The organism is Pseudoalteromonas sp. MT33b (assembly GCF_014117385.1).
In the GTDB taxonomy this organism is placed as follows: Bacteria; Pseudomonadota; Gammaproteobacteria; order Enterobacterales; family Alteromonadaceae; genus Pseudoalteromonas; species Pseudoalteromonas lipolytica.
Window position 1 is genome coordinate 2,118,138 of record NZ_CP059831.1, and the last position, 16,077, is coordinate 2,134,214.

Below are 16,077 nucleotides of genomic sequence, written 5' to 3' on the forward strand. Positions count from 1 at the left end.
ATGGCCGATAAACGTATTAGTGACGGACCGGATTGGACGTTTGATTTATTAGCACAGTACCAAAGTGAAATTGAGCGAGTCGCAAAGATCTATAAGCTCGATACTTACCCGAATCAAATAGAAGTGATCACTGCTGAACAAATGATGGATGCTTACTCAAGCGTAGGCATGCCTATCGGTTATAGTCATTGGTCATACGGTAAAAAGTTTATTCAAACAGAGCAAAATTATAAACGCGGGCAAATGGGGTTAGCGTACGAAATTGTTATAAATTCAGACCCCTGCATTGCTTACCTAATGGAAGAAAACACCTTGCCAATGCAGGCTCTCGTGATGGCGCACGCGTGCTATGGCCACAACTCATTTTTTAAAGGTAATTACTTATTTAAAACCTGGACCGATGCAGGTTCTATTATCGACTACTTATTATTTGCGAAAAATTATATTGCGCGCTGTGAAGAGAAGTACGGTATTAATGAGGTAGAAAACCTTATCGACTCTTGTCATGCCTTAATGAACTATGGGGTTGACCGGTATAAGCGCCCGCAAAGAATTTCGCTGTATGAAGAGCAAAAGCGTCAACAAGAACGCGAAGATTATCTGCAATCGCAGGTGAATGAATTATGGCGAACTATTCCAACATCTCAACAAGAGTCGAAAAAACACGAGCGTCGATTTCCTGAGGAACCACAAGAAAATATTCTGTATTTTATAGAGAAAAATGCCCCGCTACTTGAATCATGGCAACGTGAAGTAATCCGTATTGTGCGAAAAATTTCACAATACTTTTACCCCCAAAAGCAAACGCAGGTGATGAATGAAGGTTGGGCAACGTTTTGGCATTATACGATTTTAAACCACTTGTATGATGAGGGAAAACTCACCGATGCCTTTATGCTCGAGTTTTTACAAAGCCATACCAATGTGGTTTATCAGCCGCCTTATAACAGCAATTATTATTCTGGTATTAATCCCTATGCATTGGGCTTTAATATGATGGTTGATATTCGCCGAATTTGTGAAAATCCCACTGATGAAGATAAAAAGTGGTTCCCTGAATATGCTGGAGCCGATTGGCTAGAAACCCTGCATTTTGCCATGCAAAACTTTAAAGATGAGAGCTTTATTAGCCAGTTTTTATCACCTAAAATTATCCGTGACTTCAAGCTATTTACTATTATTGATCATGAAAAAGAGCCAACCCTTAATGTCGGCGCGATACATGACGAAGTGGGCTATCAACAAGTACGTGAAACGTTATCTGCACAATATAACTTAAGTAATCATGAACCCAATATACAAATCTATAATGTTGATATTAGAGGAGATCGTTCTCTAACCTTACGCTATGTACCGCATAAAAACATTCCGTTAGCTGGCTCAAAAGATGAAGTGCTGAAACACCTTTACAGGTTATGGGGGTTTAAGGTAAAACTGGAACAAGAATCTTCAACCGGTGAAATTTCACTACTTGGTGAATGCCCAAAAAGTGATGCACGACACACAACAGAGTAGATCACATGGATAAAAAAATACTGGTCATCATCGACGCTATCGCCGATGCCAAAACCTCGATACTTCACGCCAAACAAAAAGCGAAGGGGGTTAGGCATATTGATATCGTCGCATTTAGCTATGAAGATACCAACAGTATTTTATTTTCGATTCCACCCGAAGAAGCACTTGCTATTCAGGATAAAGAATTAGGTAAAATTCGTGACACACTATCACCTTTAATTGACAGCCATTTAGAGCAAGGTAGCTACACATTCCAAACGCTTTGGCATGAAAGTCCTGAGCAGTGGCTTGCTAATGAGCTTGATACGTCAGCGTACGAGCTTGTGATTAAAACGCGTCATATTGATGCAGAAACACAGTTTAGTGAGCTTGATTGGCAGCTTATACGCTTCAGTCCCCTACCGCTTTATTTAGCTGCTGATAACAAGTGGAAAAACAATACTAATGTGCTCGCTGCGCTCGACTTAGGCAGTGAGAAAGCCACTAAATATCGTCTTAACGAAGCAATGATAAAAATGGGTCTAGCGTATGCCGCTGATTATGAAAGTGATTTTTTTGCTTGTTATACCGTGCATGTATCGCCCTTTTTACGCGATTTGGGGTTAGTTTTTTCTGATGAGCAAGTTATTAATGCTTATGAAAAACTCCCCAGTGCCCAACGCGCACTGATTGAGTCATATAACCTCAAAGAAAAGCTAGAAATTAAGGCAGGTATCGTCGAGCAAGTGATCCCCAGTATCGCCGCAAAACTCAGTGCAGACCTTGTAATAATGGGTACGGTGGGTAATACAGGAATTAAAGGGCATCTTATTGGTAATACAGCAGAAAAGGTTATGAAATTACTAAAAACGGATATTTTAGTGATCCCTCCTTTCGATAACTAAAGCCAGACTTAATATCAATTAGCTTAATTAGGTGGTCTATTTTGAGGCAATAAAACCGCGTTGATAACACGGCAAAAATGTCGTTATTTAGATGTTCTCGGCAATTGCGCATACATCCATGCAGTCGTAAATCAGACATTTTTAACGCAGGTAGCGACAGGTTTAATGCCTCAAAAAGATTAAGTCTTGTTTTGCAATTGGTGTCATAAGTCTGAATAAGCCGTCACTTTATTACGGCCATTTTGTTTAGAGTGGTATAAGGCTTGATCAGCTGCTTCAATCCACTTTTCATAACGCTCAAACTTTTTCTCATCAGAGCACGCAAAGCCAATACTCACCGTGAGTTTAATTTGTTTATCACCAAAATAAATTGACGAATTTTCAATAAGAGCACGTAAACGCTCTGCAAAGATCATTGCACCTTCATGATCCGTATCAAGCAAAGTTACGGCAAATTCTTCACCACCATAACGGCCTGCTAAATCAGTTTCACGTAATGTTTTTCTCAATAAATCAGCAATATGACGCAGTGCTTCATCACCAGCACGATGCCCATGCTCATCGTTAACGGTTTTAAAATGGTCGATATCAAACATTAATAACGTACTGCAGCCACCGCTTCTGGAAATACGCATGTATTCTTTACGTAGTTTTTGCTCCCAGAATCCGCGATTAGTTAGCTGTGTCAATGCATCAGTGCGACTCATTTGTTCGAGCTTCGCATTAACGTCTTCAAGTTCTTTTTTATTCACCGCTTCATCGGTCACATCGTAAATAATAATACAGATATGTGATACTTCGCCGGTCGTTGTGGTGAGCGGAATAAAGGTAGCATTTTGATACATATGATCCGCTTTACCGGTAATTGGACGGTAATTTTTAAAACGGAAAATATAGGGTTGCTGCTCCCAAATCGTGAACGAGCGATTATTAAGAATAAACACAGATTCAGACTTACTACGAAACCATTTTTCATCAATTGATGGAAAGAGATCAAATAAGTCTTTGTCTTTTACTGCGCTTGGCAATAAACCCGAATGGTTTTCCATAAAACCATTCCAAATGCAGACTTTATAGTCTCTATCAAGCACCACAAGGCCTACATCAACGGTATTAAACATATCCATTAACCAATGGAGTTCATTCATATTAAAATCGGCTGCAGGCATAGTTTAGTCTTCTAATAAATAAGCTACTTTATATTTTAAAGTTTTTAATGAGTCCTCAGTAAACAGCAACATAAGATCACAATTAATGTTGTGATTTTCAATGCCGTAACTGATCTCAATGGCGAGAGTTCGTTGCCAACGTGATTTATTGGCTTTAACCAAATCAGACACATCACAATGCTGACCTAACACCACCGGATGACCTTGACTAAAACGCATATCAAGTTGCTTTGACAGCCCACTCAAAATAGCGCCTATTAAGATGTTACTGACATCCATTAACAGTTCAAGCTCAACTTTATTGTTAAGCTCTCCTTCGTAATTCATTAACGAAGCAATTTCTTTAAAACTCGAATCATTTAACAGCAATAACGCTTCACCCGACACGCCACCGCCAATAAAGCCTTGGCACACACCTGACGTTGAGGCATTGGCATCAATCGACCGCAAGGCCATATCAAGCTCATTGACTTCAAGTACATTTACGTTCGGAATTGGAAGCTTTACAAACACATTCAATAAACGTGCTAATAAGTCCCCTGCTTGGCCCATAGCAACATTGGTGAGTTCTTGGTATATGTCACGTACATCGGGGTCGACTTGCTCACCTAGCTTATTTGCTAAGCGCTCCCGCATGGCTTTGTCTTTAATACCATGATGTTCAATAATGTTCGCGAGCTTTTCTGCTGAGCAGGGTTTCTGAATAAAATCGATTGCGCCAAGTTCAAGCACGCGTTGATGCGCATTTGGCTGGATATCGCCCGAGACGACAACGGTTAATACATGTAAGCCTTGATCTTGAATGGCTTGCAACACTTCATAACCATCCATTTCGGGCATATTTAAATCAAGAAATAAAATTTCGGGCTGTAAACGCTTAATTTGTTCAATACAGTGAATGCCGTTTTCAGCAAATTCGACTTTTATATCCCAATCATCAGGTAAAGAGCGCGCTAATTGTCTACGCGCTAATTTTGAATCATCACAAACTAATACCGATGTTGACATATATTCTCTCTAAATACGCACTTTTGAACTAGCTAATACAAAATGCACTAACTTTATTATTATTTTTATAAACAAAAATCGGACTACGCACACATGTTAATCAAACTACAGGTTATTTACAATTTTAAATTGTGGTAAACCTTGGAGCTATTGGTTCAGTATAATACACTGATGTTAAATGCGTTAATTTGAAGGAATGAAGTAATGTTGTTACGCCCTCTTATGTTTGCTCTTGGAGCAGTTTGTACATTCAGTTATGCCAATGATTTAGTAGAAAATAGTTTAGATGCTGGCAAAGTTTCTGCACAATCGAAACCCGTCACATTACTTGGACAAGGTGTTAAAGTAGGTCAGCAAGCCCCTAACTTCAAGGTCGTAGATGGTAATTTCACCCCTGTCACTCTCAACGACTATCAAGGGCAAGCCGTATTATTAAGTGTTGTGCCAAGCCTTGATACGGGCGTTTGCAGTATTCAAACAAAACATTTTAATGAAAAAGTAGCTTCTGAGTTTCCCAGCATTGCAATGCTAACATTAAGTGCTGATTTACCCTTTGCGCAAAAACGCTTTTGTAAAGCCGAAAATATCGATAAGGTCACGGCATTGTCTGACTCTGTTTGGCGTGACTTTGGTCAAAACTATGGTTTGATCATTAAGGATATGGGGTTATTAACCCGTGCAGTGTTCGTTTTAGATAAGGAACACAAAATCGTTTACAAACAACTTGTCGATAACCTCTCTAAAGAGCCCGATTACGACAGCGCAATTGATGCACTGAAAAAGCTATAACCTCAGCGATACTAAAAACAAAAAACCGCCAACAGGCGGTTTTTTTGCTTAGTTAATCCTAAGATTAACCAAGTAGTTCACCAAGTTGTTGGCTTACTGCTTCAACAGCTTGTGTACCATCCAGTTTGTGGTACTGAGTGTTACCCGCTTTTGCTTCAGCTTGGTAATAGTCAACAAGTGGTTTAGTTTGGTCGTGGTAAATACCTAAACGTTTACGTACTGTTTCTTCAGTATCGTCATCACGAATAATAAGGTCTTCACCTGTGATATCGTCTTTACCATCTACTTTTGGTGGATTGTAAACAACATGATATACACGGCCAGAACCTGGGTGTACACGACGACCGCCCATGCGCTCAACGATGATTTCGTCAGCAACATCAAATTCAATAACATGGTCAACAACCACGCCATTTTCTTTCATTGCATCAGCTTGAGGAATAGTACGTGGGAAACCATCTAGCAAGAAACCTTTTTCACAATCAGGCTTTGCAATACGCTCTTTAACAAGACCAATAATGATTTCATCAGATACTAATTGACCTGCATCCATTACTTTTTTAGCTTCAAGACCAAGCGGTGTACCTTCTTTGATTGCTGCACGCAGCATATCGCCCGTAGAAATTTGTGGAATACCGTATTTGTCCATCAAAAACTGAGCTTGAGTACCTTTACCTGCACCCGGCGCGCCCAAAAGAATAATGCGCATATCATTGTCCTCTGTGTGATACTAATCTTTAATTATGGTCGATCAGTGGAGTTTTGTTTTTAGAGCCTGAATTCTTCCACAACTGAGGCTATACCTCAAGTAACTTATACCAATTGCCTATATTAGCGGCAATAAAAAAGGAAGCTGGGCTTCCTTTTCTAATTCAAACTGTAAAAACGCTTACTTGCTTAAATCTAGCATTAGTTTATTCAAGCGAGTTACAAAGCCAGCAGGGTCTTTTAAGGTACCGCGCTCAGCCAGTAATGCTTGGTCAAGTAGGACATGTGACCACTGAGTAAACTTGTCTTCATCTTGTTCAACATTTAAATGCTTCACAAGTTGGTGCTCTGGATTAAGCTCAAAAATTGGCTTTTGCTCAGGCACTGTTTGACCTACTGATTCCATTAGTTTTTGCATTTGCGAGCTCATGTCATGCTCATCAGCAACAACACAGGCAGGCGAGTCGGTTAAACGGTGCGTAAAGCGTACATCTTTAACACTATCACCCAGGGCTGTCTTAATACGTTCAACTAAGCCTGCCACTTCTTTTTCTGACTCTTCTTGCGCTTTTTTGGTTTCTTCATCATCCATGTTGCCAAGGTCTAAGTCACCACGAGTGATTGACTGGAATGATTTTTCGTTGAACTCTGTTAGGTAGCTCATCATCCACTCATCAACACGGTCACTTAGTAGCAATACTTCAATGCCTTTCTTACGGAAGATTTCTAGGTGCGGTGAATTTTTTGCCGCAGCAAATGAATCGGCAACCACGTAGTAGATCTTATCTTGTTCTGGCTTCATACGCTCAATGTATTGATCAAGCGATACATTTTGTGTGCTTTCGTCTGTGTGTGTTGAAGAGAAACGCAGCAACTTAGCAATAACTTCTTTGTTTGCCATGTCTTCTGCTGGGCCTTCTTTTAACACTTGACCAAACTCGTTCCAGAACGTTTGATAATCTTCTTCACGGTTTTTAGCCATGCGCTCAAGCATTTTAAGGACACGCGATGTACACCCTTTACGGATTGCTTGTGTCACTTTGTTATCTTGTAAGATTTCACGCGATACGTTAAGTGGTAAGTCATTTGAATCAAGTAGACCTTTCACAAAACGCAGGTAGCTTGGCATAAATTGCTCAGCATCATCCATAATGAAAACGCGTTGCACATACAGTTTTAAACCTGTTTGACGGTCACGATTCCATAAATCGAATGGTGCTTTTTTCGGGATGTATAACAAGCTTGTGTATTCAGTTTTACCTTCAACCTTGTTATGCGCCCAGCTTAATGGCTCTTCCCAATCATGACCAATATGTTTATAGAATTCTTTGTATTCTTCGTCTGTTACTTCTGACTTGTCGCGAGTCCACAGTGCCGTTGCGCGGTTAATACCTTCCCATTCGCCTGGTTGTGCTGGGATTTTCTCGCCATCAGGACCTTCAGATTCTGGTACTTCTGCTTTGTACATTTCAACAGGAATTGAAATATGGTCAGAGTATTTAGTAACGATACTGCGTAAGCGATATTCATCAGCAAATTCTTTTTCGTCTTCACGTAAATGAAGAATAATTTCAGTACCACGGGTTGGCTTATCAATTTCTTGTAGCGTGTATTCGCCTTCACCAGCTGATTGCCATTCAATACCTTGGCTCTCACCGGCTTTACGGGTGCGTACCGTTACTTTATCCGCAACGATAAATGCTGAGTAAAAGCCTACACCGAATTGACCAATTAATTGTGAATCTTTGCTTTGGTCACCCGTTAAGTTTTGAAAAAACTCTGCCGTGCCTGATTTTGCAATCGTACCTAATGAGTTAATTACATCTTCACGGCTCATACCGATACCGTTATCAGTAATAGTCACTGTGTTTGCATCTTTATCGGCACTGATACGTACTTTTAAGTCGGCATCGTTTTCATATAAATCGCCATTTGAAAGCGCAAGGAAACGTAATTTATCTGCCGCATCTGACGCGTTTGATACGAGTTCACGTAGGAAAATCTCTTTATTAGAATAAAGAGAATGAATCATCAGGTTTAATAGTTGTTTGACTTCTGTTTGAAAGCCTAATGTTTCTTTTTGTGCTGCAGTCATTGTGTAAATCTCCAATTAACAAAGTGTCTTATCTGCACTATGACTCATATATGGGGCAGGCTTTAGGAACTTCAAGGCAAAAAATTAAATTTGCAGGTAAATTGGAGATAAAACACAAAAAAGCCTGCATTAAGCAGGCTTTTGATACCGTTTTGGGTATTAGTTTTGATTTACTGCGCGTCGCCCGCTAAAGGCATGCATTAGGGTCATGCCATCAAGCAAGTCAAGCTCACCACCAACTGGCACACCGTGAGCAATGCGTGAAGCATTCACTTGGTATTTGTGACAAAGCTCTGCAATATAATGGGCTGTGGTTTCACCTTCAACACTTGGGTTGGTTGCGAGGATCACCTCATTAATGCCGCCGTTTTGCAGTTTACTTTCTAGGATATCAAGGCCGATTTCTTTGGGGCCTATGCCATCAATTGGTGACAAGTGACCCATTAAAACGAAGTAAAGCCCTTGATATTGTCCGGTTTGTTCAATAGCAAGTACATCGGTTGGCGATTCAACCACACACAATAAACCACTATCTTGGCGTTTAACACTTGAACAAATATCGCACACAGGCTGCTCTGTGAAGGTACGACAAGACTGACAGTGCCCTACTTCATCCATTGCTTTTGTGAGTGCGTGGCCAAGTTGTTTACCCCCTTGGCGGTCGCGTTCAAGTAAATGAAAAGCAATACGCTGTGCTGACTTCGGGCCAATACCCGGTTGGCAGCGCAGTGCTTCAATTAACTGTGTTAAACTAGGCGATAGTTGCATAAATGTTCACTTAGAATGGCATTTTCATACCTGGTGGTAATTGCATACCGCCAGTTACTTTGCTCATGCGCTCTTGTGTTTCTTCGGCAACACGGCGTACAGCGTCATTACATGCTGCTGCAAGTAAATCTTCGATCATATCTTTGTCGTCTTCCATTAGGCTTTCGTCAAGCTCTACACGACGTACATTGTGGTTACCTAGCATCGTTACTTTAACTAGGCCTGCACCTGCTTCACCTACAACTTCTAGGTTTGCGATTTCTTCTTGGGCTTTTTGCATGCGCTCTTGCATTTGCTGCGCTTGCTTCATCATGTTACCCATTCCACCTTTAAACATAACTGTCTCTCTTTCTAAACTACTTTAATTGGCATGAAGATAAGGGCTATTGTGTGTAATTACAATGCCTGAATACTGTTTTCGTCGATTATTGCGCTAAATAATTGTTGAAATTGCACAATGTTCTCATCGCTATTTATTACATCTATTGCTTGTTGATGACGGCCTGCATCAATCTTTTGCTGAATCAAATAAGGCGAATCTATCACCCCATCTGCAAAGTCGATATTGAGCTCTACATTATGGCCATAAATCTCGCTTAACGCTGCGTTGAGCTTTTGTCTTAGTACGGCGCTGTCGAGGTGACGTTGTGAAGAGTCGACTTCAATATGAAGCTGACGATCATTCTTTGTGAAAATAGAATGTAGCGCAAATTGACGCATACGCCCACCTAGTCCCATACGTTTTATTAAATAAGCCCATTCATCTTGTTCGTGTGCAAATTTAATACTGCTGATCGGGCTTTCAAAATCATCAGGAACAGGAATACTAGGCTCTTCTGCTACAGGCTCCGGTGCTTTTTGTGGATTAATCTGCTCAAGCAACTCAGGGGCTAAATTTTCTGTTATGGTTTGATGCTTTGCTTTAAAGTCGACTTTTTTTACTTTATGACTGCTCTCCCCCGTCGGCTGGGGGCTTGGCTTTTTTACATCAGCAGCCACTGTTTGCTGCTGAGGTTGAAAATTCGTTGATGCTGAACCATGTTGCGTTGGCTCATGTACTGTCGATTCCGCGGGCTCTGGCTTTATGTCAGTTTGACTTGCAGCACCGCTTAAACGCCCTGCACCAGAAATATTACGATCTTTTAAAATACGTGCAATTGCCGATTGAGCCAAGCTTTGCTGCTGTTGTAATTGCACAGGCGCTGTTTGCTCTGCCTGCGGCAGTGGTTGCACATCTGGCTCGTTAGCAATAAAACCCTGATCATAAGCGCTACTCATCACATCATCATATTGCGCTGCAAGCGATGAGTCCATTTGAGCATCGTAATCATCATAGTATTCTGTCGCTGGCATATCAGGCGTATCGGTACTATTTTGTTGATACAAAGAAGCCGCTGACTGTTTATCAGAACTCCCTGACGTATCAAAAGATTGACTAGGTTGTTGTGACTGCTCAGCTGTATTATCGACTTTTTGTTCAGGTTTTAGGTCAATCTGTGGTGCTGCCGCTTGTGTAACCGTAGGCTCGGCTTTTATTGGCTGTGGCTGCAAAGGTGCTTGGTTTACTGCCGTAGACGTTTGCTCGGATGCTGCTTGTTCACGCTGAGCTGATGATTTTTTTAAGATATCACGTAGTGCACCTGCACCACTTGGTTTCACCTGCTGTTGACTATTTGTCGGTGTTTGGCTTTGCGCAAATTGTGTCGGTTGGAATGCCAACAAACGCAACATGATCATTTCAAACCCTAGTTTTGCATCCGGTGCCCATTGCAAATCTTTTTTACCATTTAACAGCAACTGGTAATACACTTGCATTTGTTGAGCATCGGTTGTTTGTGCAACCTGCTCAATAAAGTCTCGGTTAGTCTCATCAAGTGCAGCGGCACTGGGGACTAATTGCACAAGCTGAATAAGGTGAGTAAGTGCAATTAAATCATCCAATAAGGCGACAAAATTTGGGTTTCGACTGACAACCGCTTTCACTTCGGCCAGAAGTGCATCACCATCTTGGCATAAAACGGCTGCTAACATGGTTTGACTGTAATGTGTATCCATCAAACCAAGCATGGTTTGAACAGCTTGATGATTAATATTACCGTTTGTCTGAGCAATAGCCTGATCGGTTAAGCTTAAGGCGTCTCGCATACTGCCATCGGCGGCTTTAGCAAGGATAGACAACGATTTATCATCAAAGCTTAATTGTTCTTGATTAAGAACATGAGCAAGTTGATCATGAATTTCTGATTGTGATAACGCGTTTAAATTAAACTGTAAACAGCGCGATAGAATTGTCACTGGCAGTTTTTGTGGATCAGTCGTGGCTAATAAAAATTTCACATGCTCTGGCGGCTCTTCCAATGTTTTAAGTAGCGCATTGAAACTGTGCTTTGAAAGCATGTGAACTTCATCGATAAGGTAAACCTTATAACGACCTCGCGTTGGTGCATATTGCACGTTATCAAGGATTTCACGGGTGTCTTCTACCTTGGTACGCGATGCAGCATCGATTTCTAATAAATCAATATAGCGACCCGCTTCAATGTCGGTACAGCTTGAGCATTGACCACAAGGTTCTGCAGAAATTCCTTTATCGCAGTTTAGACTTTTAGCAAATATACGTGCGATGGTTGTTTTACCCACCCCACGGGTTCCAGTAAAGAGATAAGCATGATGAAGTCTGTTTTGTGTTAATGCATTCACTAACGCTTGCTTAACATGAGACTGTCCCACTAACTCGTGAAAGGTTTGTGGTCGCCATTTCCTTGCTAGAACCTGATAACTCATTAATTATTCGCCTTCGAATTCAACCAACTTTAGAATTTTAATGCCCATTTGTGCAACACGCTGCTCTCCACCAAGCTCTGGTAATGAAACAACGAAAGCAGCATCGGTTGCATGACCACCTAATTTAGCAACAAGTTTAGCCGTTGCTTCAATTGTGCCGCCTGTCGCGAGTAGGTCATCTACTAATAACACTTTATCACCTGCAACGATAGCATCAGTATGAAGTTCAAGTGTATCTTCACCATACTCTAATTGGTAATTTTGCGAAATGACTTCACGCGGAAGCTTGCCTGGTTTACGCACAGGAATAAACGGAATACCCAGCGCATAAGATAGGGGTGCACCAAAAATAAAGCCACGTGATTCTGTACCAATGATTTTAGTAAATCCTTGATCTTTATACGCAGAAATAAAGCTATCAATTGTTGCTTTAAAAGCGTCTGCGTTTGCCATTAAGGTTGTTACGTCACGAAACATAATACCTGGCTTAGGGTAATCAGCGATAGTTGCAATGCTCTGTTTAATGAGCGCTGAAGTTGCTTGAGTCATAATTTATACTGCTCAATAGTTAATATAACAAAGCTTGCGAGTATAACATCGCCTTATTTAAAAGTCGGTAGCAAGTTTTGAAATAAGCACAAAAAAGGCTGCATAATGCAGCCTGATGTCTTAAATTTGCATACGCATATTAAGATAAAGCGGTGATCCAGCCTAGGATAGCGTTAAGGCAACCAATACCAGCAAACACTGCTAGGAACGCAATAAAATACGTTGCGTTGAACGGATCTTTAAAGTCTTTATCATTCGACATAATTACTACCTTTCTATTAAGCACGATAAAACAAAGCGCACATAATAGTCGAAGTGCTTACATCAATAAAGCGTTTATGCTGTTTTTTAAGGTGCTCGCTGAGTGACAATGACGCCTCGTTCAGCCATTGAACTCAGTGTACTTAATGCTCCTTGATACAGCTGTTCTAATGTAAATTGTGGGGCATGTTTTGCAACCTGCTGACATACCTCAGCTAAATCAATACCGGGTTGTGATTCGATAATACTTAACAATAAAGCGGTCATTGCATTTGTTGAGAGAAATTGTACCTCATCGTTGTTATCGCGATACACAACAAAATAATAGGGTTCGCTGGCAGGCACTGTAGGTTGATGATCCTGACTGATTGTATGTACTGGGTAAAGATAACTTAAATTACGTGCCAAACTGGTTAAATATAAACCTGCACGCGCAACTTGGTTAGCTTCTAAATTTATTTCATGACTACCTTGATGTGACACCGATACATCGAGTTCAACCCATTCATAATGGGCTAATTCGAGCATAAATGGCGGATCGTTTTTTTGCTTTGTGTAGCTGCCAGCAAGAAACTGTAAAAACTCTCCTGCAATGTCTAAAAAAAACGGAGAACTGCAATCATGTTTACTAAAAAACTGCCGCACTCTTTGTTGCCAATCATCTTCTTTATACAAACTTTTTAATACAGGAAATGCTGAACTTACAAAACCATCAACATTATTGAAAAATAAGTCACGATAAATCGCCATTCGTCGCTCTTCAACATCAGCTGGTTTTGCGTTGTGAGCAGGATCACGGATATGCGCCATAAATTGCTGTTGGACTTCAATAAAATGACTAGGCACTTTGTTTCACCGTTGGTTGATTTGTTTTTAAAGCTGCTCGTTGTAAGTTATTGATAATTGCCAGCTCAGCAAGAAGCTCATTCATTGGCGGTATATTAAAGTCACGCTCAAGCAGTGTTGGAAACACACCGTGCACATCATACGCCTTTTCTAGCAGCTGCCAAACAGGGTCTATAACGGGTGAGCCATGCGTGTCGACTAATAAATCCTCAGCTTCAGTATAATGCCCCGCAACATGTCCATACGCTATTCGATGGCTAGGCAAGCCCATTAAAAAATGCGTTGCATCGTAGCCATGATTTATTGAGTTTACATAGATATTATTAACATCGAGTAAGAGTTGGCAATCGGCTTCTTCAAGTATCGCTTTTGTGAATTCAAGCTCCGTCATTTCTTGGCCTGGAGCCGCATAGTACGACACATTTTCGATAGCGATAGTCTGCTCTAAAATATCTTGAACCTGTTTAATACGTGAAACAACATGTTTAATAGCTTCTTCAGTAAAAGGAATTGGCATTAAATCATACATATGACCCTCTCCCGAACAATAGCTTAAATGTTCACTAAACAAGCGTATGTTATGCTCTTTAAAAAAGGCTTTTAATGATTTTACAAACTCGACATCCAGCGCGGCGGGTGAGCCGATTGATAACGATAAACCATGACAAATAAATGCATGTTGCTCTGTAAGTTGCTTAAACTGTTTAGCAAAACGACCGCCTAGCTTCAACCAGTTTTCTGGTGCCACTTCTAAAAAATCAATTGGCTTTGGGACATCTGCGAGCATATCATCAAGCATTTCACGTCGAAGTCCTAAACCAATTTGGCCAAAATCCAAGGTCGATTCAAATGACATATCATCTCCTACTAAAAAGGGCCTAAATGGCCCTTTTACTCGCTAAGTAAAAGCTTAGTGGTTTGAACCACACTTACCTTCACCACATTTACCTTCTTTAGCAGCTTTTTTAGATTCCTTTTTGTCAGCGCCACATTTACCTTCGCCACACTTGCCTTCTTTGGCTGCTTTTTTAGATGTCATTTTGTCAGCGCCGCATTTTCCTTCACCGCACTTGCCTTCTTTAGCTGCTTTTTTAGATGCCATTTTGTCAGCGCCACATTTACCTTCGCCACACTTGCCTTCTTTGGCTGCTTTTTTAGATGCCATTTTGTCAGCGCCGCACTTACCTTCGCCACACTTACCTTCTTTGGCTGCTTTTTTGTCAGCGCCGCATTTACCTTCGCCGCACTTACCTTCTTTTTCAGCCTTTTTCTCGGCACCGCATTTACCTTCGCCGCACTTACCTTCTTTTTCAGCCTTTTTCTCGGCACCGCATTTACCTTCGCCACATTTGCCTTCAGCAGCATCAAGCTGGTAACCCGCTTGCATTTGTTGGAACTCAAATGGGTTTGCATTTACATCGGTGGCTACAAAGCTTGATGCACCCACAACAACGGCGCCTAATGTTAATGCAATTGAGTTTTTCTTAACTGTGTTCATACGATGACTCTCTTTTTTATAAGGTATATTAAACAAGACCCGACGATTAAAAATTAATTTCATATTTATGCAATTATTTTAGTAAATCGCCCTACAAAGCAAATTACGATTTATCAAGTTGCTAATTGCAGGTAAAATACGCGTCCAATTTTTCATTAAGTTTAATGGTATTATGCAACTAGTTTTAGCACCAATGGAAGGCGTTGTCGATTTTAAAATGAGACAGCTTCTTACTGACATAGGTGGGTTTGATTTATGCGTGACTGAATTTGTGCGTGTTGTTGATGCAACACTTCCAGAACGTGTATTTCATCGCTACTGCCCTGAATTAAAAACAGATGGCTACACCCGTGCTGGAACACCAGTGAGAATTCAGCTACTTGGCCAAGTTGCAGATGCATTAGCTGAAAATGCTGTAAAGGCGATTAGCTTAGGCTCACACGGTATTGATCTAAATTTTGGTTGCCCCGCAAAAACGGTCAATAAAAGTAAAGGCGGCGCAGTATTATTGAAAGATCCGGAGCATATGTACGACATCATTAAAACGGTTCGCGATGCTGTAGATAGCAAACATCAAGTAAGCGCTAAAATTAGACTGGGCTTTGATGATGATAGTAATAGCCAAGAAATCGTTGATGCGGTAGTCAGCGCGGGTGCATCTAGCCTCGCTATCCATGCAAGAACAAAACGTGATGGCTACAACCCTCCTGCATACTGGGAAAAAATCCCGCCATTAATTAAAAATAAAGATATTGCTGTAGTGGCTAATGGTGAAATATGGCAAGTCGAAGACGCAATGCTGTGCCAAATTCGTAGTCAATGTCAAAACTTAATGCTTGGCAGAGGCGCCTTGGCAATGCCAGATCTCGCAATGCAAATTAAAGCGCATGTAAACAATGAAACATATACCCCACTGCAATGGGAGCATGTTATTTACCACATTATTCACTCATCAATGCACCAAGACGAGAGTAAGTGTGAAAAATATTTTGCTTCTCGCACCAAGCAGTGGCTTGGTTATCTGAAACGCCAATACCCACAAGCACATACACTTTTTGATGAAATTAGACGTTTAAAAGCGAAAGATGACGTTGCAAATGTACTAAGAAAGTATGCCAAAGCGCCTAGTTTTGATGCAAATCATAACTAATGGATCGCTTTTGTTGGATAATTAAAGTATTGCCCACTTGGAACAAACGC

General features: G+C 40.9%; 16 protein-coding genes. 4 read left to right on the forward strand and 12 right to left on the reverse strand.

Translation table 11 applies throughout. From position 1 onward, the window contains the following. Together H3302_RS09650 and H3302_RS09655 are read left to right on the forward strand one after the other, a co-directional pair. The gene (locus H3302_RS09650) at positions 1-1,515 is read left to right on the forward strand and encodes a SpoVR family protein (RefSeq protein ID WP_036967604.1); all 1,515 of its coding nucleotides are present in this window, start codon (positions 1-3) and stop codon (positions 1,513-1,515) included. A gap of 5 nt (positions 1,516-1,520) precedes the next feature. Further along, a complete protein-coding gene (locus H3302_RS09655; RefSeq protein WP_118844414.1) occupies positions 1,521-2,402 on the forward strand; it encodes a universal stress protein in 882 nt (293 codons plus the stop codon). Between the two features lie 203 nt (positions 2,403-2,605). On the opposite strand, the gene H3302_RS09660 is transcribed toward H3302_RS09655, so the two are convergent. Both H3302_RS09660 and H3302_RS09665 read right to left on the reverse strand, forming a co-directional pair. Further along, positions 2,606-3,571 carry a diguanylate cyclase gene (locus H3302_RS09660; protein ID WP_036967597.1) on the reverse strand — a complete coding sequence of 322 codons (966 nt, stop codon included), beginning with the start codon at positions 3,569-3,571 and terminating at the stop codon, positions 2,606-2,608. A gap of 3 nt (positions 3,572-3,574) precedes the next feature. Continuing rightward, on the reverse strand, positions 3,575-4,579 hold the full coding sequence (locus H3302_RS09665; RefSeq protein WP_036967595.1) for a response regulator: 1,005 nt from the start codon (positions 4,577-4,579) through the stop codon (positions 3,575-3,577). A gap of 207 nt (positions 4,580-4,786) precedes the next feature. Between H3302_RS09665 and tpx the strand changes: the two genes are divergently transcribed. Beyond that, complete coding sequence (tpx, locus tag H3302_RS09670) at positions 4,787-5,368, forward strand: thiol peroxidase (protein ID WP_065978729.1); 582 nt, start codon at positions 4,787-4,789, stop codon at positions 5,366-5,368. 64 nt (positions 5,369-5,432) lie between these two features. On the opposite strand, the gene adk is transcribed toward tpx, so the two are convergent. The 10 genes from adk to H3302_RS09715 all read right to left on the reverse strand — a co-directional run bounded on the left by adk (position 5,433) and on the right by H3302_RS09715 (position 14,877). Continuing rightward, positions 5,433-6,077, reverse strand: coding sequence for an adenylate kinase (gene adk / locus H3302_RS09675; protein WP_036967590.1), 645 nt, complete (start codon positions 6,075-6,077; stop codon positions 5,433-5,435). A gap of 180 nt (positions 6,078-6,257) precedes the next feature. Continuing rightward, on the reverse strand, positions 6,258-8,171 hold the full coding sequence (gene htpG / locus H3302_RS09680; protein WP_036967589.1) for a molecular chaperone HtpG: 1,914 nt from the start codon (positions 8,169-8,171) through the stop codon (positions 6,258-6,260). A 159-nt stretch (positions 8,172-8,330) separates the two neighbouring features. Next, complete coding sequence (gene recR / locus H3302_RS09685) at positions 8,331-8,939, reverse strand: recombination mediator RecR (protein WP_036967569.1); 609 nt, start codon at positions 8,937-8,939, stop codon at positions 8,331-8,333. Between the two features lie 10 nt (positions 8,940-8,949). Continuing rightward, positions 8,950-9,276 (reverse strand): YbaB/EbfC family nucleoid-associated protein, encoded by a 327-nt coding sequence (locus tag H3302_RS09690; RefSeq protein WP_036967566.1) that lies wholly within the window; start codon positions 9,274-9,276, stop codon positions 8,950-8,952. Between the two features lie 59 nt (positions 9,277-9,335). Next, positions 9,336-11,723, reverse strand: a complete 2,388-nt coding sequence (gene dnaX, locus H3302_RS09695; RefSeq protein ID WP_075593167.1) for a DNA polymerase III subunit gamma/tau — start codon at positions 11,721-11,723, stop codon at positions 9,336-9,338. Between the two features lie 3 nt (positions 11,724-11,726). After that, positions 11,727-12,272 (reverse strand): adenine phosphoribosyltransferase, encoded by a 546-nt coding sequence (apt, locus tag H3302_RS09700; RefSeq protein WP_036967559.1) that lies wholly within the window; start codon positions 12,270-12,272, stop codon positions 11,727-11,729. A 139-nt stretch (positions 12,273-12,411) separates the two neighbouring features. Continuing rightward, the gene (locus H3302_RS19910; protein ID WP_256213662.1) at positions 12,412-12,534 is read right to left on the reverse strand and encodes a hypothetical protein; all 123 of its coding nucleotides are present in this window, start codon (positions 12,532-12,534) and stop codon (positions 12,412-12,414) included. 86 nt (positions 12,535-12,620) lie between these two features. After that, entirely contained in the window at positions 12,621-13,343 is a 723-nt protein-coding gene (locus H3302_RS09705; protein WP_118844804.1) for a DUF2063 domain-containing protein, read from the reverse strand. Between the two features lie 28 nt (positions 13,344-13,371). Beyond that, a complete protein-coding gene (locus H3302_RS09710) occupies positions 13,372-14,235 on the reverse strand; it encodes a DUF692 domain-containing protein (RefSeq protein ID WP_036967556.1) in 864 nt (287 codons plus the stop codon). Positions 14,236-14,289: 54 nt separating this feature from the next. Continuing rightward, positions 14,290-14,877: a hypothetical protein gene (locus H3302_RS09715; RefSeq protein ID WP_065978714.1), complete on the reverse strand. Its 588-nt coding sequence runs from the start codon at positions 14,875-14,877 to the stop codon at positions 14,290-14,292. Between the two features lie 172 nt (positions 14,878-15,049). On the opposite strand from H3302_RS09715, the gene H3302_RS09720 reads away from it, so the two are divergent. Further along, positions 15,050-16,027 carry a tRNA-dihydrouridine synthase gene (locus H3302_RS09720; protein WP_065978731.1) on the forward strand — a complete coding sequence of 326 codons (978 nt, stop codon included), beginning with the start codon at positions 15,050-15,052 and terminating at the stop codon, positions 16,025-16,027. Positions 16,028-16,077 lie beyond the last annotated feature (50 nt).

What these genes read in the sequence shown, in the direction of transcription:
- H3302_RS19910 (WP_256213662.1), bottom strand. Translation starts at nt 12,534, where the DNA reads ATGTCGAATGATAAAGACTTTAAAGATCCGTTCAACGCAACGTATTTT.
- dnaX (WP_075593167.1), bottom strand. Translation starts at nt 11,723, where the DNA reads ATGAGTTATCAGGTTCTAGCAAGGAAATGGCGACCACAAACCTTTCAC.
- H3302_RS09650 (WP_036967604.1), top strand. Translation starts at nt 1, where the DNA reads ATGGCCGATAAACGTATTAGTGACGGACCGGATTGGACGTTTGATTTA.
- H3302_RS09655 (WP_118844414.1), top strand. Translation starts at nt 1,521, where the DNA reads ATGGATAAAAAAATACTGGTCATCATCGACGCTATCGCCGATGCCAAA.
- H3302_RS09665 (WP_036967595.1), bottom strand. Translation starts at nt 4,579, where the DNA reads ATGTCAACATCGGTATTAGTTTGTGATGATTCAAAATTAGCGCGTAGA.
- H3302_RS09710 (WP_036967556.1), bottom strand. Translation starts at nt 14,235, where the DNA reads ATGTCATTTGAATCGACCTTGGATTTTGGCCAAATTGGTTTAGGACTT.
- adk (WP_036967590.1), bottom strand. Translation starts at nt 6,077, where the DNA reads ATGCGCATTATTCTTTTGGGCGCGCCGGGTGCAGGTAAAGGTACTCAA.
- H3302_RS09720 (WP_065978731.1), top strand. Translation starts at nt 15,050, where the DNA reads ATGCAACTAGTTTTAGCACCAATGGAAGGCGTTGTCGATTTTAAAATG.
- H3302_RS09705 (WP_118844804.1), bottom strand. Translation starts at nt 13,343, where the DNA reads ATGGCGCATATCCGTGATCCTGCTCACAACGCAAAACCAGCTGATGTT.
- apt (WP_036967559.1), bottom strand. Translation starts at nt 12,272, where the DNA reads ATGACTCAAGCAACTTCAGCGCTCATTAAACAGAGCATTGCAACTATC.
- recR (WP_036967569.1), bottom strand. Translation starts at nt 8,939, where the DNA reads ATGCAACTATCGCCTAGTTTAACACAGTTAATTGAAGCACTGCGCTGC.
- H3302_RS09690 (WP_036967566.1), bottom strand. Translation starts at nt 9,276, where the DNA reads ATGTTTAAAGGTGGAATGGGTAACATGATGAAGCAAGCGCAGCAAATG.
- H3302_RS09715 (WP_065978714.1), bottom strand. Translation starts at nt 14,877, where the DNA reads ATGAACACAGTTAAGAAAAACTCAATTGCATTAACATTAGGCGCCGTT.
- H3302_RS09660 (WP_036967597.1), bottom strand. Translation starts at nt 3,571, where the DNA reads ATGCCTGCAGCCGATTTTAATATGAATGAACTCCATTGGTTAATGGAT.
- htpG (WP_036967589.1), bottom strand. Translation starts at nt 8,171, where the DNA reads ATGACTGCAGCACAAAAAGAAACATTAGGCTTTCAAACAGAAGTCAAA.